This window comes from Castellaniella sp. FW104-7C03, from assembly GCF_040276085.1.
Taxonomy (GTDB): domain Bacteria; phylum Pseudomonadota; class Gammaproteobacteria; order Burkholderiales; family Burkholderiaceae_B; genus Castellaniella.
The window spans coordinates 301595-326314 of the sequence record NZ_JBELOK010000002.1 but is presented as its reverse complement, the minus strand read 5'-3'; the positions used below and the strand labels follow the sequence as shown (position 1 = coordinate 326314).

Sequence of the window (24720 nt, the reverse complement as noted above, 5' to 3'; positions counted from 1 at the left end):
GTGGTCGATGCCGACATTAAAATTCGAAACACGAGACAAGAGGCCATATGAAGTCAAAAGCAATAAGAGGGCAGGGCTTTCAGGCTGCTGCCTTGCTGGTGTCCTGCCTGTTTGCAGGCTCGGCTCTGGCGGCAGACGCCCCGGCAATCAAGGGCGATGCTCAGGCGGGTGCTCAAAAGGTGTCCATGTGCATTGGTTGCCATGGCATCCCCGAGTACAAGGCAGCATATCCCGAGTTGTACCATGTCCCCATGATCGCCGGCCAAAACGCGGCCTATATTGTGGCGGCACTTAAAGAATACTCAAATGGTGCGCGATCCTTCCCCACCATGGATGCCATTGCCAAGACCTTGTCCGAGCAGGACATGGCCGATGTCGCAGCCTATTACTCCAGCCTCAAATAGGGAGACCCCATGAAAACATTCTGGATTGCCCTGTTGGGTTGTGGTTTTTTTGCTGTCAGCGCACAAGCAGCTGATCTCTCTGCTGGCAAGGCTGCCTTCGAGAAATTCACCTGTGCGTCGTGTCACGGGGCGGATGCCAAGTCGCCCATCATGCCCGAGTACCCCATCCTGGCGGGTCAGCACCAGGATTATCTGGCGCATGCTTTGGTGGCATATCAACGTGGCCAAAGAGGAGAGCCTGCTTCTGCCAATGTCCGTAAAAATGCAGTGATGGGTGCGATGGCCATGCAGTTGTCCGCCACCGATATCGACAACATCTCGTCCTGGTTGGCCACGCTGCCCACGCCGCTGGCTGTGCGCAAGTAAGTGCGGTATCCGGGCGGTTCGCCCGGTGCAATCAAGGCCCAGTCAAAGGGCCTTTTTTACGTCCCACGCCCGGCTGAAGGGCCTGTCGTGGCGTGGCGGCGGATGAGTTCAAGATAGTGTTCGTTGTCCAGGGGCTTGCCCAGCCGCTGGGCCTCCCACACCACCTCGCCCAGTGCTTCCATGATGATGTGGGCCGCCTCGTGTTCATCGTGCGTGTGCAGCAGTGCTGTCCAGGCCGCCCGGATCCCAGGCGGATGATCGATGGAGAGCTGCTCCTGGATGGCCAGGTGCATGGAAAGGTGCAAAAACGGATTGGTGCGGCCCGCCTCTACAGGATAGTCGCGTGTGGCGGCTTCTGGATCTTGCACATCATCGTGGTACTCGGGATGGCGCTCGACGAGGTCGGCAGCCATGGTTTCCAGGGGGGTCAGCACACCGCCGTCCCGGCGCTTGCGCCACGCGCCGGTAAAAAATTCCCGGACTTGCTCTTTGGATGGATTGAACATGGGTCAGATTGCGTGCCAATAGTGAGCGAATGCCTTATATTTTAAGGGCGGCATTTTAAAAGATGTTAGGAGCGGGATTCCAACACGTGTGGGGTGCAGTGGTGGTTTGTCAGGCCATTCGTACCACTTTACGTTAAACTCTTATATAAGACTGCGACGCCACGCACAGATCCCTCTTTTGAACAACAACCCCAGCAACACTGGAGCACTCATGTCTTATCAGCACATCAAAGTCCCGGCCGGTGGTCAGAAAATCACGGTCAATGCGGATTTTTCCCTCAATATTCCTGATGAACCCATCCTCCCCTACATCGAAGGCGACGGAACCGGGCAGGACATCACCCCAGTGATGCTGAAGGTGGTGGATGCGGCGGTAGCCAAAGCCTATGGCGGCAAGCGCAAGATCCATTGGATGGAAGTGTATGCCGGCGAAAAATCCACCAAGATTTACGGCCCTGATGTCTGGCTGCCCGAAGAAACCCTCGAGGCTGTGCGCGACTACGTCGTGTCCATCAAGGGCCCGCTCACCACGCCGGTTGGCGGGGGCATTCGCTCGCTTAACGTCGCACTGCGCCAGCAACTCGATCTCTACGTCTGCCTGCGCCCGGTACGTTACTTCAAGGGTGTGCCTTCTCCGGTGCGTGAGCCCGAGAAAACCAATATGGTGATCTTCCGCGAAAACTCCGAAGACATCTATGCAGGTATCGAGTTCGAGGCCGAATCCGACAAGGCCCGTCAATTGATCCAGTTCCTGCAAGAAAAACTGGGTGTCGACAAGATCCGCTTCCCCGAGACTTCCGGCATTGGCGTCAAGCCCGTGTCGCGCGAAGGCACCGAGCGTCTGGTGCGCAAGGCCATCCAGTACGCCATCGACAACGATCGCCCCACGGTTACCCTGGTGCACAAGGGCAACATCATGAAGTTCACCGAAGGTGGCTTCCGCGATTGGGGCTATGGTCTGGCCCAACGCGAGTTCGGCGCCCAACTGATCGACGGCGGCCCGTGGTGCAAGTTCAAGAACCCCAAAACCGGCCGCGACATTACGGTCAAGGACGTCATTGCCGACGCCTTCCTGCAACAAATCTTGCTGCGCCCCAACGAGTACGACGTCATTGCCACGCTTAACCTCAACGGCGATTACGTCTCCGACGCGCTGGCGGCCCAGGTGGGCGGCATCGGTATTGCACCGGGCGCCAACTTGTCCGATTCCGTGGCCATGTTCGAAGCCACTCACGGCACGGCCCCCAAGTACGCTGGCAAAGACTATGTCAATCCGGGTTCCGAGATCCTCTCGGCCGAGATGATGCTGCGTCACATGGGCTGGACAGAAGCCGCTGACCTGATCATCAGCAGCATGGAAAAATCCATTCTGTCCAAAAAGGTCACCTACGACTTCGCCCGTCTGCTCGAAGGCGCTACCCAGGTATCGTGCTCCGGGTTTGGTCAGGTCATGATCGACAACATGTGAGCGGTTTTGGTCTGATCCATTAAGGTCCATAAAAGCCCCGTTTTCCCAGGAGAACGGGGCTTTTTAGTGTCTGAGCTGATCACGGAAGCATGGTTTTAGGGCCGGATCAGGCAGGCGTGTCCTACACTACCGGGGTATCAAACAAGGAGTGCACGTGTCTGCAGATCTGAATCAAAAATATGGCTTGAACCCCGCACATAGCGAAGTTGTCTCAGCCTGTCAGCTTGTCAAGCCTGGCCTGGCTCTGGATATGGGGTGCTCTACGGGGCGCAATGCACTGTATCTGGCCCAGCAAGGTTTTACGGTCACTGCCGTAGATATCAACCCATCTGCCATCCAGCAGCTGCAGTCTGTCGTCGACCAAGAGGGCCTCGATACCCTCACGCCGCGCCTGTACGACATCGCCGAGGCCGGTCTGGACACTGATTACGATTTTATCGCGTGCACGGTGACACTGATGTTTATCGATGCCGCCAAGGTGGAGGCTGTACTGGCCGATATGCAACAGCACACTTGCGTTGGTGGGTACAACCTGATCGTGTGCGCCATGGATACGCCCGACTACCCCTGCCCTATGAACTTCCCCTTCACCTTCGGAGAAGGCCAGTTAAGTGCCGCGTATAAAGGCTGGGATCTGGTGAAATACAACGAGGACGTCGGCACCATGCACAATGGCGCCCGGTTGCGGTTTGCCACCATGCTGGCACGCAAGGCCGCCTGAGCCCCAAAAAATAAGCTGTCAACCTTGTGGGGGGCGGGCCCTACAAGCGGTTACATGATGGGTACCCTCTGGCCCAAAACAGACGGTACCCTTGAGTTGTCTCGGTATTTGAGGAACTCAGCATGAAAGCACGTATTGCGTTAACAGCATCCGTATTGGCCGCTTGTGTAGTGGCGCTACCGGCTCAGTCGGCACCACCTGAAGGCAAAGGGTCTGGCAACCACGCAAGTAATTCTGTCAGCGGGGGTAATGGCGGCAAGGGCAACCCGCATGCGTCTGCGCATTCTGGTCAGGGAAATTCAGGCAAGAATAATGTGGGCGCTGGTAATGCAAGCAAGGGTGGGGCGGATGCACGCCGCTATCGCGATGACGGCGCCCAGGCTGGCCGTGGGGCCGCGGGCAATCAGCGCGGTGATGATGCTGGTCGCCGTTATGACGACAAGGGTCGCTATTTTGGCTATTTTGACGATCATAGAGATCGTCACGGCCGATTGCAGGGTGATAACCATTTTGGCGATCTCGCCTATGCTGGGATAACCGCTGCCCTGGCGCACGGGTATGCGCTGGATTTCGGCCTGAGCGGCTATTCTGCGTTGCCTCCTGGTATCCGGCAAAACCTCGCATGAGGCAAACCCATCCCTCCGGGAATTGCAAAGAAAATGGTGCCTGGCTCGCTCTTGGGTCGCCTGCCAAGATACCCCGGGTACGAATGGCGTGTCGCGGGCACGGACTTGATCCTGGTGGCAGTAGCCACAGCCGTTGTCGCCGATGTTTTGTATGACGTCTTTGATTGACGAGGATCAATAGAAGCCCGAAGCTTTTTTGCTATCATCATTTTGTGCTTGATATGTTCAGCCGTTTTCGACAGCCCGTGATGGCTCATCACTCTACACATCGAGGTGCACTATGTCTGATATCGTGTTGGCAACAGATGGTTCGGGCTACAGCCTTGCCGCTGCCAGGTTTGTCACCCAGGGCTTGTTAACTGAAGGCGCCAAAGTGCATGTTTTGCACGTCACCCCAGAGCTCCCGGTGCACGTCAGGCGATTTATCGACAACGACACCATCCACGACTGGTACGCCGAAGAATCTGCCAAGGTGCTCGATCCCACCACCCAGGTGCTCAAAGAAGCTCGAGTACCCTTCGAGCCCCATTCTCTGGTGGGGTTCGCACCCCAGCAAATTGTCGACTATGCCCAAAAAATCGATGCACGCATGATTGTCATGGGTGCGCATGGGCGCGGGATGTTGCTCGATGCTGTCATCGGCTCGGTGGCAGGGCGGGTGTTGTCGCTCTCCAAATGCCCGGTGTTGCTCGTGAAATCGCCTGTTTAAACTGTCTGTTGGCAGTGCAAGGCACTTCTGTTTACCCTTTGTGTGCTTGCCGGTAGGATGATCATGTTGCCAAGCTTCTTCGTTTGTGGGTTTTAAAACACCAGGAGAACCGTCATGTTGGGTCGTATTGCCGTCCACTTAAGTGATGATCACGACTGCAGCCGTCGTGTTGATGCCGGTTTGCTGCTGGCCAAACACCATGATGCCGAGCTGGTCGGGCTATATGCCCCGGGCGGCAATTTTGGGCGCTTGCACGGAGAAACCATGCTGCCACCCGACGTCACAGACATTTTGCGGCAGCGCTACCAAACCGATCACGACGCAGTGCGCCAGCAGTTTCTCGATACAACTGCCACTGCGGGCGTTCGCTCACAATGGCGTAGTCTTACCGGGCAAACCGACATTGCCCTTAGCTTGCACGCACGCTACTGCAATCTCCTGATCATGAGCAAGAATCCCAGCTCCGAGCGTATGGCTGCGCTGGCTCCCAATTTGCCTGAAACCGTGATGATGGCTGCCGGGCGTCCAGTATTGATGATCCCCAATTACGGTACGTTTGAGACAATCGGCCAGGAAATCCTGTATTGCTGGGATCAGCGCCGTGAGGCTGCCCGTGCGTTTGCCGACGCTGCGCCTTTGCTGCAGCAGTGCCGCAAGCTGGCAGTGCTAGAAATCGACCGCGACGTTGAAATGCTCGAAGAGCAAGGGCTCACCGAGGCCGATTTCGACCACTACTGCGTCAGCCTGGGCTATCCGCAGCCACGCCATTTGCTAAAAGACAGCGAAGGCTTTGGCGTAGGTAATGTCATTCTCAATACCGCCACCGATCTCGGCAGCGATCTGATTGTCATGGGGGCATACGGGCATAGCCGGATGCGGCAGTGGATCATGGGGGGTGCATCTCGTACGCTGCTGTCTACCATGACAGTGCCGGTCTTGCTGTCCAATTAAGGCTGTGTCCGGGCTGTCTGGCTGACCGCCCGGACGCGGATCGCCAGGTGCAGGCCTTAAGGCGGCGCGTGTGCAGCCTTAACCCGCTGCTTTCATGGTTGCGGGGGGTTGCGCCGCATGGGATGCCTGATGTCTGCCCATATGATTGAACACCAGGTTCAGGATGATGGCGACCACTGCTGCAGAGCTGATGCCCGATTGAAAAATGGTCGAAAACCAAGTGGGAAACGCGTCATAGAACCCTGGCGCAATAATCGGGATCAACCCGGCGCCTAAGCCTGTGGCCACAATCACCAGGTTTGCATTGTTCTCGTAATCAACCCGGGCCAAAGTCCGGATCCCACTGGCAGCCACTGTGCCAAATAGCGCAATGCCCGCACCTCCCAGCACTGGTGCGGGAATGCTGGCCACCAGCCTGCCCATCACAGGTGCCAGACCCAGACCAATCAGGATCAGGCCGCCAAAGGCCACGACATAGCGGCTTTTCACGCCCGTAACGGCTACCAGTCCTACGTTTTGAGCAAAAGCGCTCTGCGTGAATGACCCAAAGACCGGCGCAATCATGCTGGAAAGCATGTCGGCCCGTAAGCCATTACCCAGGCGACGTGAATCAATTTTGGTCTCAATAATGTCGCCAACAGCCAGGATGTCGGCCGAGGTTTCAACCAGGGTCACTAAAATCACGATAGTCATTGAGACGATCGCGGCAGCCTCAAAGGTAGGCCAACCAAAATGAAACAGTGTGGGTAGGCCCAGGTAGTCACCCTGGGTGACGTGCGAGAAATCAGCTTGGTCAGTGGCTGCGGCAATCACTGTGCCCAGCAGGATGGCCAGCAAAATTGACAGGCGTGATAGCGTGGCATTGCCCATGCGGCTGAACACCAGCACGATTGCCAGCGTTCCGGCGGCAAGACCAATATGCCCCATGCTGCCAAAATCGGGGGCTGTCTGATTGCCACCCATTGACCACATGGCTGCCACCGGCATCAATGTGAGGCCGATCGTGGTGATGACGATCCCTGTAACCAGTGGCGGAAAGAAACGGATGATGCGCGAGAACACCGGAGTGATCAGCAAGCCAATGAGCGCAGATGCAATCACTGCTCCGAAGATTGCCGGGAGACCACCGCCAGTATTCAGGATGGCAATCATTGTGGCGACGCCCGAGAACGAGACGCCTTGAACCAGAGGCAGTTGGGAGCCAAACAGAGGGATGCCCAGTGTCTGCAGCAAGGTGGCCAAACCGCCCATAAACAGGCAGGCGGTAATCAGCAGCCCCAGCTCATTCGGTGGCAGTCCCGCCGCTTCCCCGATAATCAGTGGCACGGCAATGATGCCGCCGTACATCGTCAGTACGTGTTGAAACCCGAAAGCAAGGTTGGCCAGGAGTCCGGGGTTCTCGTCTTCCGGACGTCCTTGTTTATGTATTTCCAATGTGTTGGTCATGAAGTGTCTCCAGATTGGTGTGCAGATCAGTGGCCGGTGCATTGCCGACCAGAAATATAGTAAGTAGGCAAGGGGATTGGTCAGTGCCGGATATGCCTCCATAGCCGTCGTGCCGCAGCCTCGTGCCGGCTACGCAGAGCCGCCAGATCGATGCCCTCGGGCTGGCCCGAACGGACGCGCCACTGGCCTGCCACCATGACGTGGTCTGCGTGGTCAGCCCCGCATAACAGCAAGGCCGCCAAGGGGTTTTCGGCGCCCGAGAATCGCAGGCCGTCCAGCCCGAACAGTGCCAGGTCGGCTTGTTGCCCGGGCTTCAAGCCGCCAATGTCCGTGCGGCCCAGACAGCGGGCAGATCCCTGTGTGGCCCAGCGGATGACCGCTTCGTGAGTCACTTGGTCAGGCGAATATCGCAAGCGGCCCAGCAGCAGTGCCTGGCGCATCTCCTGGGCGAGGTTGGAGTGGTCGTTGGAGGCCGAGCCGTCGACGGCCAGCCCAACTGGCGCACCTGCCGCTTCCAGTTCGATGGTCCGGCACAGGCCGCTGCCCAGCACCATATTGGAAGAAGGGCAATGGGCCACACCGGTGCCTGCGGTGCCAAGGCGCCGGATCTCGCTGTCGTTGAAATGAATGCCGTGTGCCAGCCAGGTCTGTTTGCCCAGCCAGCCACAGTCGTCCAGATAATCCAGTGGACGCATGCCAAACAGCCGCTCGCAATATGCGGTTTCGGCTTCTGTCTCGGCCAGGTGGGTGTGCAGGCGTACCTGCTGCGCCTGGGCCAATTGAGCACTGGCACGCATCAGCGCCTGGCTGACTGAAAACGGAGAGCAAGGTGCCAGTGCAACCGTCACCATGGCGCCGTTGCCTGGCTGGTGATATTGCTTGATCAGGCGGGCGCTGTCATCCAGGATGGTTTGTTCGTCCTGCACCACAGATTGCGGTGGCAGGCCGCCCTCGTCGCGTCCGACGCTCATCGAACCCCGGGTGAGGGCCGCTCGCACACCTACCAATCGGGCTGCCTCTACCTGACTGTCGATGGCGTGTTGCAAGGCCCCTGAAAACACATAGTGGTGATCGGCTATCGTTGTGCAGCCTGACATCAGCAGCTCAACCATGGCCAGCTCGCTGGCTACGCGCAGTTGCTCGTCGTCCAGCCCTGCCCAAACGTCATATAGCGTGGTTAGCCAGGGAAACAGTGGCTTGTTCAGGGCAGCCGTGTAGGCCCGTGTCAGCGTCTGGTAAAAATGATGATGGGTGTTTACCAACCCCGGTAGGAGTACATGCTGCGAGGCATCGAACACCGTATCCACCTGTTGTGCGGGCTGTTGTCCAGCCGCGACCTGTTCGATAATTTTGTCGCCCATGACAACGATGCCGCCTGAGGCGGCCGGGTCTGAACAGGCCAGGGGTTGGCGTATCCAGAGGGTTTGCTGTGTGCTGCTTGAAGCGCTCATCTGTGCGTACATCCTGTCGTCAAAAGCGTTGGGTCATGATAGGTAGGCGCCGAGCTAAAGTCATTGGAAAGACGTGATGTTTGACATTTGTGCTTCCAAATAACGCAGTTGGGCGCATGAGCATCAACGACGTACCTTTCTGGCTGTCTCCGTGTCGGGTACCTTGTCCGACTGCCCACGTTATGATGCGGCTTGAGGGGATTTTTCAAGGGCAAACAGATGGACGAGCTTATCGAGAAACTGCGGGCGTTCAGAGATGCACGTCAGTGGCAACAGTTTCATAATCCAAAGGATCTCGCCATTGCCCTGAATGTCGAATCCGCCGAGCTGCTTGAAACCTTTCTCTGGAAATCGGCCGAGGCTGCGGATAAAGACCGGATCGCAGATGAGCTGGCCGATGTGTTTTCTTATGCCTTGCTGTTGGCCGATGCCTGCCAGCTGAATGTCCGCGATATTGTGCTGGCCAAGATTGCCAGAAACGAATCACGTTACCCGGTGGATCTCGCCCGAGGTTCTGCCAGGAAATACACCGAGCTATGAACCAGCCGCCCTTGGTTAGCGTCGATTGGTATCCCCTGGCGCTGTCACAGCTGGATGCCTGGCAAGACAACGTGTATGCAGCCAACCACTGGCCGCTGGTGTACGTGCTCAGTAATCAGGCGTCTGGCACTGCTTATGTGGGCGAAACCAGTGATACGAGCACCCGCATGGCCACACACCTGAAGACGCCGGCCAAGCAGGGGCTGGATACCGTTCATTTGATCAGCAGCGGCCTGTTCAATAAATCGGCCACGCTGGATATTGAATCAGGTCTGATCAAATATATGGCGGCAGATGGCCGGTTTCGGTTGTTGAACGGCAATCTGGGGCTCGCCAGCCATCATTATTATCAGCAAGACGAGCTCTACGACGGTATTTTCCGTAAAACCTGGGATCAACTGCAGGCGGCGGGCCTGGCACAGCACTCGCTCGAGTCCATTGGTAATTCGGACATCTTCAAGTACTCACCTTATAAATCCTTGTCATACGACCAGCGCCAGGGCCTGTTGGCAGTTTTGCAATCGCTTTTGCAACCCGGCATCAAAACCCTGATGGTTGAAGGCGGTGCGGGCACGGGTAAAACGGTGCTGGCGATCTTCCTGTTCAAGCTGCTGAATTCAAAGGCAGAGGAGCTTAGTCTGCGTGAGTTCTCCGAAGACGAACTGCTTTTGCGTGATCTGGTCACCCAGTTTCGTGACCGCCATCCAGCCTTGCGGATGGCCCTGGTTGTGCCCATGGCTTCTTTCCGCGCCACCCTCAAGAAGGCGTTCAGGCAAGTGGCCGGCTTAAGTCCCGGCATGGTGATTGCACCTGCGGAGCTTGCTCGAAATCAGTACGACCTTGTGCTGGTTGATGAATCACATCGCTTGCGTAGACGGGTCAATCTGGGGGCTTATTTTGGTGTCTTTGATAACGCATGCCGCACGCTTGGTCTGGATCCGCAAACATGTTCGGAGGTGGATTGGGTAGGCAAGCAAGCCCGCCAGGCCGTGTTTTTCTACGACCAGGCTCAGTCTGTCAAGCCTTCGGATGCGCCGGCTGCCGTCTTCGAGCGGCTGCGTACCTCACGTGACACCCGAAATCTGACGCTGTCGTCCCAGTTTCGGGTCAAGGCAGGTGTTTCGTATGTTGAGTTTATTGACCGTTTATTAAGCATCCAGCTGGGCCAAAGTGCGCCATATCGGTCACCGGATTATGAATTTCTGCTGTTTGATTCGATGGTGGATATGGTTCGGGAGGTCCGTGTGCGAGACCAATCGTTTGGCTTGTCCCGCCTGATTGCCGGTTATGCCTGGCCGTGGGCAAGCAAAAAGCAGCCGGATCAGTTTGATATGACCCTCGATGGGGTTTCCCTGCGCTGGAACCGCACGGCAAACGACTGGATCAATACTCAGGGAGCCCACGAAGATGTCGGCTGCATCCACACCACCCAAGGCTACGATTTGAATTATGCCGGTATTATTTTTGGCCCTGAAATCCGCTATGACCCGACGCAGCGTTGTCTGACCATTGATCGTGCGCAGTACCACGACCGTAACGGCCAACAGCGCGCGATGCCTGATCAGACCATCAAAGAATACATCCTGAATATTTATAAAACGATCCTGCTGCGTGGTATTCGGGGTACTTTCGTTTATGCCTGCGACACCGGCCTGCGTCAATACTTGCGGCAATATATTCCGCAATATCAGCCAGCGGCGTCCCGTGTGCAACTGCGGCAGGCCCCCAAGCTGCTTCCCTATGAAAACGCGGTGCCACTGTACGATCTGAAAGCGGCGGCAGGAGGCTTTGGCGCACTGCAGGCTGTGCAAGACACTACCTGGATTGGTGTGCCGCCTAGTATGAAGGCTGCCAGGGATCTCTTTGCCTGTCAGGTAACCGGTGAGTCCATGAACCAAGTGATCCCCAACGGTGCCATTTGCCTTTTTCGGCTGGATCACGGGGGCAGCCGCCAGGGCAGGATTGTGCTTGTCGAGTGCGATACACCAGAAGATGCGGATCTGGGTTCAAGGTACACGGTTAAAGAATACGAAAGCCTGAAGATTGCGTCTGCAGAGGGCTGGCAGCATACGATGATCCGTCTGAAACCACGATCGGATAATCCCGAATTCAGGACAATCGAGTTATCTGCAGATGATGGGGCCCGTTATCGCGTGGTAGGTATCTTTGTGTGTGTGCTGGATAAATAGACGGATGGTGTTCGCCAGGCTTTTTACTACCGCTATACTGCACTAATAATAATTTCGTCTCGGCGTCACCGGGAGGCATCATGGCGCGCGTGCATCCTAACGCATCAGCGGGGGCAACACCTCCCAAGGCTGGGTTGGTGAAGCAGTTGCGTGCATCCTTGCAGCGGCTCAGACACACCGAGCGCCTGCAGAGGGCGCTGTTTGACATTGCCGATATGGCCGGGTCTGCGTCCGACATGCAAAGCCTGCTGAGCGGCTTGCATCGCAGCATTGCGCAGCTGATGTACGCCGAGAATTTCTTTATTGCGTTGTATAACCCGCAGCACGATACGCTTCGGTTTATATATTTTGTGGATGAGGTCGACGGCGAGCTTTATCACCCTGATCAGGAATTCACCGCAACAGAACTTCAAAACAGCATCACGGTGGGCATGATTCGTCATGGCAAGCCCATGCGCGGGTCATCGCTGCAAATTACAACAGCCCTCGGGCTGGATCGTCACCATAATGTCGGCAGCCCGTCGATAGACTTTATGGCCGTGCCCATGCGTCGTGATGGCCAGGTGTACGGCGTGCTTGCCGTACAAAGCTATCAAAAGGGCAGGGGGTATTCGCAGTCCGACCAAGACGTGCTGGCGTTTGTGGCCGAACATGTGCTCAATGCTGTCGAACGCAAGATGGGCCAGGAGGCTCTCGAGCGCCGGGTGACCGAGCGCACCAGAGAGCTTGCCCAGGTAAACGCCCGCTTGCAGGAGCAAGTACAAGAGCGCGAGCGGGCAGCACATCTGCAATCAACCCTGTACCGCATTGCGGCCCTCAGCCACGAGCAGATCAGCTCCAAAGAGTTTTATCACAGCCTGCATCAGGCTGTGGGCGAGCTCATCAACGTCGAAAATTTTTATATTGCACTTAAATCTGCTGATAATCGATGGCTGGATTTCCCCTATTATGTAGACGAGCTGGGAGGCCGCATTGGCCAGCGCCCCTGAGTTCGACACTTTGATCTGATCGTTTCCTTGCAGACCACCTATTCATGAGGGTTCACAACACTTTTGATCTTTTATTTGTAATGGCACGTAATAGCCTATCTTCCTCTTGTGATGGAGATATGTTGGATGATATAGTAGTGGCATGTTCGTCAAAGTCACCAAGTCAGGCCCGCGCCGCTACGTGCAGCTCGTCGAGGCCTATCGCGATGAGGCTGGGCGCCCCAAGCAGCGCACCGTGGCCACGCTCGGCCGTCTCGATCAACTGAGCGGCGAGCCGCTCAAGTCCGTGCATGACGGACTTGGACGCATCCTCGGCCTGGAACTGAACGCCAGTAATGGCACAGCGACATTCGACTCGTCTCGGGCGTTTGGCGACCTTTGGGCGCTCACTCAGATCTGGAAGCAGCTCGGGCTCGATCGCCTGCGTCACGTTTTGCGCCAGCGCACCCGTCACCGAATCGACCTGGAGGCGCTGTTGCGGCTGATGGTGATGAACCGCCTGTGCGACGCCCACTCCAAGCTCGGGTTGCTGCGCTGGACGAAGACCGTGAGCGTTCCCGAGCTGGATCTTGAAGCGGTCACCCACCAGCAGCTGCTGCGCACCATGGACGCGGTGTTGGAGCATAAGGACGTAATCGATGAGGCGCTGGCACAAGCCGTGCGCCCGCTCGTGGACAATGACCTCTCGGTGGTCTTCTACGACATGACGACTGTTCGTGCCGAGGGGCTCTCCGAGGAAGCGGGCGACATCCGTATGTTCGGCATGTCCAAGGAGTCCATCATCGCCCGCCAGTTCATGCTGGGGCTGGTGCAGACGGCCGACGGTATCCCGCTCTACCACGAGGTCTTCCCCGGCAACACGGCCGAGGTGGGAACCTTGAAGAGCTCGCTCTCTAAGGTGCTGGAGCGCTTCCCCATCCGGCGGGTGATTGCGGTCGCCGACCGGGGGCTGCTCTCGCTCGATAATCTGGAGGAGCTGCAGAAAGTTGTGCTGCCCTCGGGAGCTCCGCTGGAATTCATCCTGGCAGTGCCTGGGCGCCGGTACGGTGAATTCGCAGAACTGCTTGCTCCTATCAACGCGCGGGCCGCCGCCAGTGAAGATCCGGAGGTGGTCGACGAGCTGCGCTGGAACGATCTGCGCCTGGTGGTCGCCCACGACCGTGCACGGGCTGCCGAGCAGGCGGCCCAGCGCGATGTCATGATCGCCGGCCTCGAAGCCCAGGCCGCGCAGTGGGTCGGCAAGCTTGATGCTCAGGACTCGGGTAGCCGCAATCGGGGCCGCAAGCTCTCGGACGGGGGCGTACGCGCCCGGTTCTATCACGCCGTGTGCGAGGCGCACCTGCGGCGCATCGTTCGGGTGGATCTCAAAAGCGAACTCTTCACCTACGACATCGATCCGAAGGCGCTCGCCTTGGCGCGGGCCATGGACGGCAAGCTGCTCTTGGTGACCAACACGCCGGATCTGGTAGCCCCCGAAGTCATCGCCCGCTATAAGTCACTCGCCGACATCGAGCGCGGCTTCAAGATGCTCAAATCCGACATTGAGATCGGCCCCGTCTACCACCGGCTACCTGATCGCATTCGGGCGCATGCCTATATCTGTTTTATCGCATTGGTGCTCGCGCGCGTGATGCGCGCACGCCTGAGGCAGACGCCCGTGCCCGACGTGCAGTCCCCTGATCGCGCGCTCTGGGCCTTGAGCCGCATCCAGACGCATCAAGTGGCGTTCGCCGGGCAGGCGCCGGTCACCGGGATCTCCGCCATGGACGCGCAGCAGGTGGCGGTGCTCGCAAGCCTGAAGGTCAAGAAGCCGACCGCAGACGCCGCCTACGCCAATCTGTAATGGAGCGTTCTGAAGAAACACTCCATGAAATCAACAGGTTGGAATTTTAGCTGTCGAACTCGGGAGCGCCCACTCGGACGGGGGATGAGCGAGTACGCTATGCGTTGTGCGCAAACCGTGCTGCTCTCGGACACTGAAATCAGTCAGCTGATTGCGCGAGGTGAAGTACATGCCGCTACTTACGGCGAGCCGGCAGTTTGCTGGTTAGGGGCCCCCCTGACAGGCACCCAAGGGGTGATTGGTGTGGTGGTTGTGCAAAGCTATCGCACCAATCTGCATTTCACCCGACAGGATGCCGATCTCCTCACGTTCGTTTCGTATCAGATCGCTGCTACCTTGCTGCGGCGTCAGCAGGATCAGGCATTGCAGGCGCTGAACATCCAGCTCGAGCAACGGGTGCGTGAGCGCACCATCGAGCTCCAGCACCAGATAGCCGTGCGCGAGCACGTGCAGCAACAGCTCCAGCATCAGGTCATGCACGATCCCCTTACTTGCCTGCCCAATCGGGTTTATGTGCGCGACCAGCTCGAAATTGCACTGGCCCGGCAAAAGCAGCAGACCGACAGCCAATTTGCCCTGTTATATCTGGATGTAGACCGCTTCAAGCTGTTTAACGATGGGTTGGGGCATCAGGTAGGTGATCGTGTCTTGCAGGAGGTCGCCATCCGGATGGCCGACTGCGTCCGCTCGCCCGATATTCTCGGGCGCCTGGCCGGAGACGAGTTCTCAATTATTTTAGTGGATTGCCGACAGCCTGCTGATGCATGCCAGGTGGCGCAGCGAATACAGGCGCGCATGCAGGAAGCCATCGAAATTGCCGGGCGCCGGCTGCATGTCTCCCTCAGTATTGGCATTGCCATGGGTCAGGGGTATTACTGTTCTGTCGATGAACTGCTGCATGACGCCGATACTGCCCTGTATCAGGCCAAGGCGGCTGGGCGCCGCTGCTTTGTGATGTTTGATGCCAGGGTGCACGACACCGCAACCAACGTGCTGGATGTCGAGCAGCAGTTGCGTGTCGGGCTTGAAACTGGGCAGTTTGTACCGTATTTTCAGCCGATCGTGCAGCTGGCAGACGCCCGTGTTGTCAGCTTCGAGGCGCTCATCCGCTGGTTTCATCCCGACAAGGGGGTATTGGGCCCTGATCTCTTTTTACCCGTGGCTGAAAAAACCGGCCTCATCGAGGCCCTCGACTGGCATATCTACGACAAGGTCTGTCAGGTCGTCCCCAGCTTTCTGGGGGCTGATCAAGTCATCAATCTCAATCTGTCCCCGCATCATTTCCACGGACAGGATTTTGCCGGCCGCTTTCTTGAGCTGCTGTCGTTTCATCGAATACCGTTCAAACAGGTCTGCGCCGAGGTCACTGAAAGCTCCCTGTTGTCAGACCCGGTGGCTGCTGCCCGTATTTTGGGTACCCTGAACAAAGCGGGGATACGGGTTGCGCTGGATGATTTTGGTACCGGATTTTCGTCACTTAGCCATGTGCATCAATTTCCGCTCAACTCGCTCAAGATTGATCGCTCTTTTATTTCCCAGCTAGGCTCGGGGCGACCGTCGCGCAGTGCCGCAATTGTGTCGGCTGTGATTGGTCTGGCCCGTGCGCTGCATATCCATATGGTGGCAGAAGGGGTTGAAACTGTGTCGCAGCGTGACCATCTCATGGCCATGGGCTGTGAACGCGCACAAGGTTTGCTATACGGTAGTGCCCAGCCCGCAGAGCATTGGCAGATCCAGAACCGCCCTGGAGGCCTCCCTCCAGGGGGCGAGGGTGCTGAGCCTCACAAGCCTACGGGACATCCCTAGGTGTTATTTATCCGTTCAACCTGCATAATGCTGAGCATGCAGGTGAGGAGACAGCCCTGATCGGGCACCAGCGCAGCATAGACAGCGCTTTCATTTGTAGGCAGTACTCATAAAAAACAAAAAACAGCAGGGCCAGCGATATCATCGTTGGCCCTGTTCATTTGTACGCCCGATTTTTATTCCTGTTAGTGCCCGCCTGCACCCGAAAAAACATTCAGCACCAGTACGCCTGCCAAAATAAGGCCGACACCAATAACTGCGGCGGTATCCAGCGCCTGGCCAAAAAACACCAGCCCAATCAGGGCAATGGCCACGATACCCACCCCTGACCACACTGCGTAGGCAACCCCGACAGGAATCGTGCGCAGGGCCAGTGCCAGGAGGTAAAACGCCACCCCATAGCCGATGACGGTAATCACAGAAGGAATCGTGCGGCTAAAGCCATTGGAGGCTTTTAGTGCCGATGTAGCGATCACCTCGGCCACGATGGCGATGATCAGATACAGCCAGCTAGTATTCATCAGATGAGGCTTCCCTTGTGTGGTGAGACTCTTTGGGTGTCCGCAGCAAGACAGAGACGGCACCTGAACCGCCATCCCGTTCGGCGCATTCGATCCAGGCCTGTACGGCACTCAGGCGGCACAGGTGTTGGCGTACAAAGGCTTTCAGGATGGGCTCTCCACGAGATCCGATACCTTTGCCGTGCACAATACGAACGCAGCGGATCTGGTGTGTGAGGCAAGCATCCAGGAAGCGGTCAAGGCGTTCAGCCGCCTGTTCTTGTGAGTTTCCGTGCAGATCCAGCGTGGCCTGGCTTGGCCATTTGTTGCGCCGCAGGCCGCGCAAAAGGTCTGGCCCGCATCCATGACGTAGAAACTCTTGGTCGTCCGGGTTAAAGAACCGGTAGGCAGCCTCAGCTTGGTGGCTGGGCCCAAATGCAGGGCGGGGTGCTTCAGGCCCACCCTGTGCGTGTTCCCGCCTGGCCTGCAGCTGGGATTCTGATGCGCGGGGTGTCAGTGCGCGCGACCTCGGGCCACGGTTGGCCAGCGGGCGCACAAACCGCACCGCCTGTTTGAACAGTGCCCGGTCTTCTGCATCCAGTATGGAAACAGTTGACGAGACTGCCCCGGCAGGCGGGTTGGCGCCTGTGCCAGAGGCCCGCTGCGGGTTGTTGGCCCGGGGCTGGGTGGCGGCAGGCTTTGCGGGCTGGCGCGCCGCAGCCTGCTTGGCACTGGCCTGCAGCTGGCGTAAATCAGACAGCGTTGGTTTAGAGTCCTTCATTCTCCAGCCAGCGCTGAGCGTCCAGGGCAGCCATGCAGCCCGTGCCGGCACTGGTGATGGCTTGCCGATAGACGTGGTCCTGGACGTCACCCGCGGCAAAGACACCCGGTATGGATGTCATGGTGGCCAGGCCTTGCAGGCCGCTGCGCGTGGTGATGTAGCCGTTTTCCATGGCAACCTGGCCTTCGAAGATGGCCGTGTTGGGCTTATGGCCGATGGCAATAAAGACGCCAGTGACGGCGAGATCTTCGGTTTTCCCGGTTTGTGTGTCCACAAGGCGTGCGCCGGTGACGCCGGAATCGTCGCCCAGCACGTCTTGCAACTGGTGGAACAGCTTCAGCCGCATATTGCCGTTATTGACCTTCTCCATCATTTTGTCGACCAGGATGGGCTCGGCGCGGAACTTGTCGCGACGATGCACCAAGGTGACCGTACGGCAAATGTTGGACAGGTACAGGGCTTCTTCGACGGCTGTGTTGCCGCCACCCACCACGATCGCGTCCTGGTTTTTATAGAAGAAGCCGTCGCAGGTGGCACATGCGGATACCCCGCGGCCCATGAAAGCCTGCTCGGTTTCGAGGCCCAGGTACTGGGCCGATGCCCCGGTGGCGATAATCAGGGCATCGCAGGTATAGGTGTTGCCTGTGTCGCCATTGAGGACAAACGGGCGCTTGGAGAGATCAACGCTGGCAATGTGGTCGAACACCATTTCGGTGTTAAATCGCTGGGCGTGCTCCATAAAGCGCTGCATGAGGTCTGGGCCCTGGACGCCGGCGACGTCGGCCGGCCAGTTGTCCACCTCGGTGGTGGTCATCAGTTGGCCGCCTTGCTCGAGGCCAGTAACCAAAACTGGAGACAGGTTGGCGCGGGCTGCGTACACTGCGGCAGTGTAACCAGCCGGACCAGAGCCCAAAATCATCACTTTGGCGTGCTTTACATTAGACATCACAGAAAATCCGTTCATGATCAACCCCGCAATTATAATGGCCAGATGGCAAGAATTCCGGTAAGCACTCCGCGCTCGACGCGCAATGTCCGCAACGGCCCGTCAGCACTGCAAACACGCCTGAGCAGTCTGCTACGCGAGGCGCGGTGGATCCTTTTGGCTGCGGTCGCCGCATGGCTGATCCTCGTGCTGGCTACCTGGCAGCGGGCTGACCCCGGCTGGTCGCATTCGGTCTATACCGGTGTCACCCATAACTGGGGAGGCACCTTCGGCGCGTACGTAGCTGATTTGCTGCTTTATCTGTTTGGCGCCTCTGCCTGGCTATGGGTGCTCCTGATGCTGCGCCACGTGGTGGCGGGTTTTTATCGGCTTACCCGCATCGTGCTGCCCACACGGGTGCCCGAGCTCCTCCCCCGGGTTCGCTGGGAGGTCGGTATCGGCTTTACCCTGTTGTTTCTGGGATGCATGGGTATCGAGTCTCTGCGCTTGCAAAGCTGGGGGGTAACGCTGCCTGCCGGGGCGGGCGGGCAACTGGGCCATCTGCTGGCGGCCGGCCTGGCCCAGGTGGCGGGGCAAGCCGGAGGCACCTTGCTCTTGCTGGCCTTCATTATTGTTGGTTCCAGTCTGTTTTTTGGTTTCTCCTGGCTTAATGTCTCCGAGCGCGTTGGCCTGGGCATCGAGCTCTTCTTTCGTCGCCTCCTGGATTGGAAAAATGCCTTGCAGGATCGTCGGGCTGGCAAAACCGCCACCGCCGAGCGCCAGGAAATCGTTGAAACCCGCCAGACACAGCTGGTGCACGAGCAGCCCGTGCGCATCGAACCCACTGTTAAAACCGTGCCTATCTCGCCACGGGTACAGCAAGAAAAGCAACAGGCCCTGTTTACCGCCAAAGAAGATCCCGCGCTGGCCGGCAGCTTGCCGGCTTTGTCTTTGCTGGATCCCGTCGAGCAGGCCCAAGAAAGCGTTTCACCCGAAACCATCGAATTCACCTCCCGCCTGATCGAGAAAAAGCTATCCGATTTCGGCGTAACCGTCACGGTCGTATCTGCACAGTCGGGCCCGGTCATCACACGCTACGAGATCGAGCCGGCGGTAGGCGTCAAGGGCAGCCAGATCGTCAACCTGGCCAAGGATCTTGCGCGTGCACTCAGTTTGGTGCGCATCCGGGTGGTCGAGACCATCCCCGGAAAAAACCTCATGGGGCTCGAGCTACCCAATCCGCGCCGGCAGATGGTGCGTCTCACCGAGATCCTGGGGTCGCAGGTTTATCACAGCAGTGGTTCGTTGCTGACGATGGCGCTGGGCAAGGATATCGCTGGCAATCCAGTGGTGGCCGATTTGGGCAAGATGCCGCATTTGCTGGTGGCGGGTACCACGGGTTCAGGTAAGTCAGTGGGCATCAACGCCATGATCCTGTCCTTGCTGTACAAGGCCGATGCGAGCCAGGTCAGGCTGATCCTGATTGATCCAAAAATGCTCGAAATGTCCGTCTACGAGGGCATCCCTCACTTGTTGGCGCCGGTAGTTACCGATATGCGCCATGCGGCCAATGCACTGAACTGGTGTGTGGCCGAGATGGAAAAACGCTACAAGCTCATGAGCAAGCTGGGCGTGCGCAATCTGGCGGGATTCAATGCCAAGATTCGCGACGCCCAGAAAAAAGACGAACCCATTCCCAATCCTTTTTCTCTGACGCCCGATGCGCCCGAGCCCCTGGGTACCCTGCCCATGATCGTGGTGGTGATCGACGAGCTCGCCGATCTGATGATGGTGGTGGGCAAGAAGGTCGAAGAGCTGATTGCGCGTCTGGCGCAAAAGGCGCGGGCTGCAGGCATCCACCTGATTCTGGCTACCCAGCGTCCCAGTGTGGATGTCATTACCGGCCTGATCAAGGCCAATATCCCCACGCGCATTGCCTTCCAGGTGTCGTCCAAAATTGATTCACGCACCATTCTGGATCAGATGGGTGCCGAAACCCTGCTGGGGCAGGGGGACATGCTGTATCAGCCGCCAGGCACCAGTGTGCCCACACGCGTACACGGGGCCTTTGTGCACGACGACGAAGTCCATCGTGTCGTCGAGTCTCTTAAAGAATCCGGCGAGCCTGATTACGTCGAGGGCCTGCTCGAGGGCACACTCGAGGGTGAAACCGGCGATGGCGTCAGTTCTGTCACGGGCTTCACCGATCAGGAAAACGACCCCCTTTATGATCAGGCGGTCGAAGTCGTTATGCGTAGCCGGCGAGCCTCCATTTCGTTTGTCCAACGTAATCTGCGGATCGGCTATAACCGCTCGGCACGCATTCTCGAACAAATGGAGCGTGCGGGTTTGGTCAGCCCCCAACAGCCCAATGGCAACCGCGATCTCCTTGTGCCGGCTAAATCCGGCGAAGACGAGTAATGCCCATGAGTTCCCTTATTTTTTTGCGTCAACCTTTGTGGGCCGGCCTGTTGCTGTCCTGCGCATTGGCACTGGCACCGGGCGTCAGTCACGCGGTCGATACCGCTCAGGTGCAGCTCCAAACCTTTGTCGATCAGGTGAAATCGGCCACCGGCGAGTTTCAGCAAGAGCAAAAAGGCCCAGACGGCAAGGCGCGGTCGCAGACGGGCACATTTGCGTTTCAGCGGCCTGGCAAATTTCGCTGGCAGGTGCGTAAACCTTATGCCCAGCTCATTGTCTCCGACGGCAAGCACGTCTATCAATACGATCCCGATCTCGCTCAGGTGACCCAGCGCCAGGCCGGGCAGGCGGTGGGAGCATCACCTGCCGCCTTGCTATTTGGCTCGGGCTCTCTGGATGACGCCTTCAATGTGCAGTCACAGCCGGATCGTGATGGCTTGCAATGGTTGCGGGCCGTTCCCAAAACGCCGGATGCCGGATTTACCTATGTAGACATCGGGTTTGCGGATGGCTTGCCCAAGCGGCTCGAGCTTCTGGACGCCTTTGGGCAAACCACGCACATTCAGTTCATGGCACTCAAGGCAAATCCGGATATTCCGGCTTCGCAGTTTCAGTTCGTTGTGCCCGAGGGTGTTGACCTCGTCAAGATGAACTGATGGCCACACAAGGCGAGCTGCTGGGTGCAGCACCCCAAAATATTCCCTTGGCAGAGGCCCTGCGCCCGCGCACGCTCGGCGAAGTCATTGGGCAACCTCATTTGCTGGCCCCAGGCAAACCGCTGCAGCTGGCGTTTCAGTCGGGCAAGCCCCATTCCATGATTTTCTGGGGGCCTCCAGGCGTGGGTAAAACCACGCTGGCCCGCCTGATGGCCACTGCGTTTGATTGTGCCTTCATTGCCCTGTCAGCGGTATTTTCCGGGGTCAAGGATATTCGTGAGGCCATGCAGCAGGCCAGGCAGCAGCAGGCACAGGGGCGCGCCACCATTCTGTTTGTCGACGAAATTCATCGCTTCAACAAGGCGCAGCAGGATGCACTGCTGCCGTTTGTCGAAAGTGGTCTGGTTACCTTTATCGGTGCCACCACCGAGAACCCGTCCTTTGAAGTCAACTCGGCGTTGCTTTCCCGGGCACAGGTCTATGTGCTCAAGCCACTTTCAGATCCCGAACTCAGGCGGTTGTTTCAGCGGGCACAAGAAACCTGTCTTGTTTCGCTCAGTTTTTCCGATAACGCGGTGGATACCCTGATTGCTTATGCGGATGGTGACGCTCGCCGGCTGCTTAATCTGCTGGAGCAATGCCACACAGCGGCCGGGGCCAGTGATGTCAACCAGATAGATGCCGCATTCATCGAAAACGCCCTGATGCTCAATGCCCGGCGCTTTGATAAAGGCGGTGATCAGTTTTACGACCAGATCTCTGCCCTGCACAAATCAGTACGCGGATCTCATCCGGATGCGGCACTTTATTGGCTGACACGGATGCTCGATGGGGGGGCGGATCCCCGTTATCTGTCACGACGCATCGTGCGCATGGCGTGGGAGGATATCGGCCTCGCAGACCCGCGCGCGATGCAGATTGCCAACGATGCCGCACTTACGTACGAGCGCCTGGGCAGCCCTGAAGGCGAGCTGGCGCTGGGACAGGCAGTCATCTACCTGGCAATCGCGGCCAAAAGCAATGCGGGTTACATGGCCTACAAGCAGGCCAGGGCGTTTGTGCAAAAAGATCGCAGCCGCGAAGTGCCTGTGCATTTGCGCAATGCCCCCACGCGCCTGATGAAAGAACTGGGCTATGGCCACGCCTATCGGTATGCCCACGATGAGCCCAACGCCTATGCCGCGGGCGAAACCTACCTGCCCGATGGTATGGATGAGCCCGGCTGGTATCAGCCGGTTCCCCGGGGGCTCGAAATCAAGATCGGCGACAAGCTCAATCAGCTCAGGCAGTGGGATATTGATTCACACGCGCATCCACCAGGCGCGCATCCGGCGTCAGGGCAAGCAGATTCAAACGAAAAAAAGGCACGTAATCCAAAGTAAGGTGCACGGTATCACCGGCCGCCAAGGTTTGATGGCCCCCCAGGTGCGCCGGAAGCTCGGCCCGAAACTGGCCCTGTACGCAATGCAAAAGGGTTTCGCCAGGCCGCAGGGGCAGTGCCTGATCGCCTCTACGCACATCTACACAGCCATGGGCCTGCTTGCGTGCCAGCATCAGCTGAAACCACTCGGTGGGGCCGTCGGGGCTGGCCGCCTGAAACTGCGTTTCGCCTGCAAAATACAGGCGCCCGCCCGATGCTACCGTGGTTTCGTTGCCTGATGCTGTCCGGATCAGCAGCAATGGCCCGCCACTGGTGAGGACGCCAATGCAGTCCATGCCCTCCTGGCCTGCGACCAGCCCGCTGGCATCCAGGCGCAGCATCTGTGCGCACCACAAGGGTTGGCTGCTTTCGTCATCGGGGCTTGTCACGATAGTACGGGTGCTTGGATGGCCGTCCAAAGATGGGAGGTCTGTCAGTTGGCTGGCGGGGATAAAGCGGTGTATGTCTTGCATCGGAAGAGGGTATCAGGAGGCAACGCGGTGAAGGTTTAAGTGTCGTGGTTTAATTTAATACAATATGCTGTTCCCAATGCGCCAGGTGTTTCTGGCGCGATTTCATTTTTCTGCCACCATCATGCTAGATACCAATCTGTTGCGCAAAGACCTGGACCGAGTTGTACGTGCCCTGGCCAGACGCGGCCTGAGCTTCGACACTGATCGCTACCACGCCCTCGAGGCCCGCCGCAAAGCGGTGCAGGTTCAAACTGAAGAGCTGCAGGCCCGCCGCAATGCCCTGGCCAAACAGATTGGACAACTCAAGTCTCGTGGCGAGGATGCCTCCGTGGCACTGGCCGAGTCCCAGGCCCTCCCGGATCGTCTCAAAGCGCTTGAGCAGGATCTTTCTCTGGTGCAGCAAGAGCTTGCCCAGTGGCTCATGACTATTCCCAACCTGCCCGATGAAAGCGTACCAGACGGCACCTCCGAGGCCGATAACGTCGAGGTGCGTCGCTGGTTGCCGGGCAAGGCAGACGCCGAGGGTAATCCGGCGCCCCTGGGCTTCGAGCCACAAGATCACGTGGCACTGGCCGAGCCCATGGGGCTGGATTTTGAGTCGGCCCGCTCTTTGGTGGGGGCCCGTTTCATGATGCTGCGCGGGCCTGTGGCCCGCCTGCACCGGGCCTTGGCGCAGTTCATGCTGGATCTTCAAACCACCCAGCATGGCTACCAGGAGTGCTACACCCCCTATATCGTCAATAGCTCCACCTTGTTTGGCACAGGCCAGTTGCCCAAATTCAAGGAAGACATGTTTTGGGTTACCCGGGGCGGCCAGGGCAGCACCCCGGATGACGAAGGCCAGTCCGAAGACCTTTATCTGATCTCAACCGCCGAGATCCCCCTCACTGGCACCGTGCGCGATCGCATCGTCGATGTGCATGATTTGCCGCTCAAACTCACCGCTCACACCCCTTGTTTTCGCTCGGAAGCGGGCAGTGGCGGGCGCGACCTGCGTGGCCTGATCCGTCAGCATCAGTTCGACAAGGTCGAAATGGTGCAGATCGTGCATCCGGAGCAATCCTGGCTGGCGCTGGACGAAATGGTAGGCCATGCCGAGCACGTGCTGCAGGCGCTGGGCCTGCCTTATCGGGTCGTGCTGCTGTGTGCGGGTGACATGGGCTTTGGTTCAGCCAAAACTTATGATCTTGAAGTCTGGCTGCCGGCTCAAAACACCTGGCGCGAAATCTCCTCGGTGTCCAATTGCCTGGATTTTCAGGCACGGCGCCTGCAGGCACGATTCCGCCCCGATGGCCCCAAGGCCAAACCCGAGTACCTGCATACGCTCAATGGCTCCGGGTTGGCGGTTGGCCGTGCCTTGGTGGCAGTGCTCGAGAACTACCAGCAAGCCGATGGTAGCGTGCGGGTGCCCGAAGCCCTGCAACCGTACATGGGTGGCCTCACCGAGCTTCGAGCTTAAGGCAGCGTAACTGACATGCGGCTGGCGCCCCCCGGGTATGGTCACGGTGGGTTTGATGCACGTTTCTGCC

24 protein-coding genes are annotated in these 24720 nt (G+C 58.2%); 17 read left to right on the top strand and 7 right to left on the bottom strand.

Annotated elements, in window-relative coordinates:
• The first annotated feature begins 47 nt into the window (after positions 1-47).
• Together ABS758_RS03520 and ABS758_RS03515 are read left to right on the top strand one after the other, a co-directional pair.
• A complete protein-coding gene (locus ABS758_RS03520; protein WP_350380309.1) occupies positions 48-404 on the top strand; it encodes a c-type cytochrome in 357 nt (118 codons plus the stop codon).
• Between the two features lie 9 nt (positions 405-413).
• Positions 414-770 (top strand): c-type cytochrome, encoded by a 357-nt coding sequence (locus tag ABS758_RS03515; protein WP_350380311.1) that lies wholly within the window; start codon positions 414-416, stop codon positions 768-770.
• Positions 771-826: 56 nt separating this feature from the next.
• On the opposite strand, the gene ABS758_RS03510 is transcribed toward ABS758_RS03515, so the two are convergent.
• On the bottom strand, positions 827-1276 hold the full coding sequence (locus tag ABS758_RS03510) for a DUF1841 family protein (RefSeq protein ID WP_350380313.1): 450 nt from the start codon (positions 1274-1276) through the stop codon (positions 827-829).
• A 211-nt stretch (positions 1277-1487) separates the two neighbouring features.
• Here ABS758_RS03510 and icd point away from each other — a divergent pair, with 211 nt between their 5' ends.
• The 6 genes from icd to ABS758_RS03485 all read left to right on the top strand — a co-directional run bounded on the left by icd (position 1488) and on the right by ABS758_RS03485 (position 5751).
• Positions 1488-2744 (top strand): NADP-dependent isocitrate dehydrogenase, encoded by a 1257-nt coding sequence (icd, locus tag ABS758_RS03505; RefSeq protein ID WP_350380315.1) that lies wholly within the window; start codon positions 1488-1490, stop codon positions 2742-2744.
• Between the two features lie 154 nt (positions 2745-2898).
• Positions 2899-3465, top strand: coding sequence for a tellurite resistance methyltransferase TehB (gene tehB / locus ABS758_RS03500; protein WP_350380317.1), 567 nt, complete (start codon positions 2899-2901; stop codon positions 3463-3465).
• 122 nt (positions 3466-3587) lie between these two features.
• Complete coding sequence (locus ABS758_RS14975; RefSeq protein ID WP_492304488.1) at positions 3588-4091, top strand: hypothetical protein; 504 nt, start codon at positions 3588-3590, stop codon at positions 4089-4091.
• Between the two features lie 9 nt (positions 4092-4100).
• Positions 4101-4259 (top strand): anti-virulence regulator CigR family protein, encoded by a 159-nt coding sequence (locus ABS758_RS14970; protein WP_492304490.1) that lies wholly within the window; start codon positions 4101-4103, stop codon positions 4257-4259.
• A gap of 112 nt (positions 4260-4371) precedes the next feature.
• Positions 4372-4800, top strand: coding sequence for a universal stress protein (locus ABS758_RS03490; protein ID WP_350380319.1), 429 nt, complete (start codon positions 4372-4374; stop codon positions 4798-4800).
• Positions 4801-4914: 114 nt separating this feature from the next.
• The gene (locus tag ABS758_RS03485; RefSeq protein ID WP_350380321.1) at positions 4915-5751 is read left to right on the top strand and encodes a universal stress protein; all 837 of its coding nucleotides are present in this window, start codon (positions 4915-4917) and stop codon (positions 5749-5751) included.
• 78 nt (positions 5752-5829) lie between these two features.
• On the opposite strand, the gene ABS758_RS03480 is transcribed toward ABS758_RS03485, so the two are convergent.
• Together ABS758_RS03480 and ABS758_RS03475 are read right to left on the bottom strand one after the other, a co-directional pair.
• Positions 5830-7197 carry a nucleobase:cation symporter-2 family protein gene (locus ABS758_RS03480; RefSeq protein ID WP_350380322.1) on the bottom strand — a complete coding sequence of 456 codons (1368 nt, stop codon included), beginning with the start codon at positions 7195-7197 and terminating at the stop codon, positions 5830-5832.
• A gap of 80 nt (positions 7198-7277) precedes the next feature.
• Positions 7278-8648, bottom strand: coding sequence for an 8-oxoguanine deaminase (locus tag ABS758_RS03475; protein ID WP_350380324.1), 1371 nt, complete (start codon positions 8646-8648; stop codon positions 7278-7280).
• Positions 8649-8867: 219 nt separating this feature from the next.
• Between ABS758_RS03475 and ABS758_RS03470 the strand changes: the two genes are divergently transcribed.
• The 5 genes from ABS758_RS03470 to ABS758_RS03450 all read left to right on the top strand — a co-directional run bounded on the left by ABS758_RS03470 (position 8868) and on the right by ABS758_RS03450 (position 16015).
• Positions 8868-9188 (top strand): nucleotide pyrophosphohydrolase, encoded by a 321-nt coding sequence (locus ABS758_RS03470; RefSeq protein WP_350380326.1) that lies wholly within the window; start codon positions 8868-8870, stop codon positions 9186-9188.
• Positions 9185-11377 carry a DNA/RNA helicase domain-containing protein gene (locus ABS758_RS03465; protein ID WP_350380327.1) on the top strand — a complete coding sequence of 731 codons (2193 nt, stop codon included), beginning with the start codon at positions 9185-9187 and terminating at the stop codon, positions 11375-11377. The genes ABS758_RS03470 and ABS758_RS03465 overlap by 4 nt, the downstream gene beginning before the upstream one ends.
• Before the next feature lie 80 nt (positions 11378-11457).
• Positions 11458-12366, top strand: coding sequence for a GAF domain-containing protein (locus ABS758_RS03460; protein WP_350380328.1), 909 nt, complete (start codon positions 11458-11460; stop codon positions 12364-12366).
• A gap of 142 nt (positions 12367-12508) precedes the next feature.
• Positions 12509-14209, top strand: coding sequence for an IS1634 family transposase (locus ABS758_RS03455; protein WP_350380330.1), 1701 nt, complete (start codon positions 12509-12511; stop codon positions 14207-14209).
• Between the two features lie 24 nt (positions 14210-14233).
• Entirely contained in the window at positions 14234-16015 is a 1782-nt protein-coding gene (locus ABS758_RS03450; protein WP_350380332.1) for a putative bifunctional diguanylate cyclase/phosphodiesterase, read from the top strand.
• A 185-nt stretch (positions 16016-16200) separates the two neighbouring features.
• On the opposite strand, the gene ABS758_RS03445 is transcribed toward ABS758_RS03450, so the two are convergent.
• From ABS758_RS03445 to trxB, 3 genes are read right to left on the bottom strand one after another with little or no spacing between them, the layout of a single operon-like run.
• A complete protein-coding gene (locus ABS758_RS03445) occupies positions 16201-16536 on the bottom strand; it encodes a DMT family transporter (RefSeq protein ID WP_350380335.1) in 336 nt (111 codons plus the stop codon).
• Positions 16526-17296, bottom strand: a complete 771-nt coding sequence (locus ABS758_RS03440) for a Smr/MutS family protein (RefSeq protein ID WP_350380337.1) — start codon at positions 17294-17296, stop codon at positions 16526-16528. Before ABS758_RS03440 ends, ABS758_RS03445 begins: the two co-directional genes overlap by 11 nt.
• Positions 17283-18242 carry a thioredoxin-disulfide reductase gene (gene trxB / locus ABS758_RS03435; RefSeq protein ID WP_350380839.1) on the bottom strand — a complete coding sequence of 320 codons (960 nt, stop codon included), beginning with the start codon at positions 18240-18242 and terminating at the stop codon, positions 17283-17285. The genes ABS758_RS03440 and trxB overlap by 14 nt, the downstream gene beginning before the upstream one ends.
• A 45-nt stretch (positions 18243-18287) precedes the next feature.
• Here trxB and ABS758_RS03430 point away from each other — a divergent pair, with 45 nt between their 5' ends.
• Genes ABS758_RS03430 through ABS758_RS03420 form a run of 3 tightly spaced genes read left to right on the top strand, consistent with a single transcriptional unit; the run spans position 18288 to position 22680 of the window.
• The gene (locus ABS758_RS03430) at positions 18288-20642 is read left to right on the top strand and encodes a DNA translocase FtsK (protein WP_350380339.1); all 2355 of its coding nucleotides are present in this window, start codon (positions 18288-18290) and stop codon (positions 20640-20642) included.
• 5 nt (positions 20643-20647) lie between these two features.
• Positions 20648-21298, top strand: a complete 651-nt coding sequence (gene lolA / locus ABS758_RS03425) for an outer membrane lipoprotein chaperone LolA (RefSeq protein ID WP_350380341.1) — start codon at positions 20648-20650, stop codon at positions 21296-21298.
• On the top strand, positions 21298-22680 hold the full coding sequence (locus ABS758_RS03420; protein ID WP_350380344.1) for a replication-associated recombination protein A: 1383 nt from the start codon (positions 21298-21300) through the stop codon (positions 22678-22680). Before lolA ends, ABS758_RS03420 begins: the two co-directional genes overlap by 1 nt.
• Here the strand turns inward: ABS758_RS03420 and ABS758_RS03415 are convergent.
• On the bottom strand, positions 22580-23191 hold the full coding sequence (locus ABS758_RS03415) for a HutD family protein (protein ID WP_350380347.1): 612 nt from the start codon (positions 23189-23191) through the stop codon (positions 22580-22582). The two genes, ABS758_RS03420 and ABS758_RS03415, sit on opposite strands and share 101 nt — an antisense overlap.
• A gap of 121 nt (positions 23192-23312) precedes the next feature.
• On the opposite strand from ABS758_RS03415, the gene serS reads away from it, so the two are divergent.
• A complete protein-coding gene (gene serS, locus ABS758_RS03410) occupies positions 23313-24650 on the top strand; it encodes a serine--tRNA ligase (protein ID WP_350380840.1) in 1338 nt (445 codons plus the stop codon).
• Positions 24651-24720 lie beyond the last annotated feature (70 nt).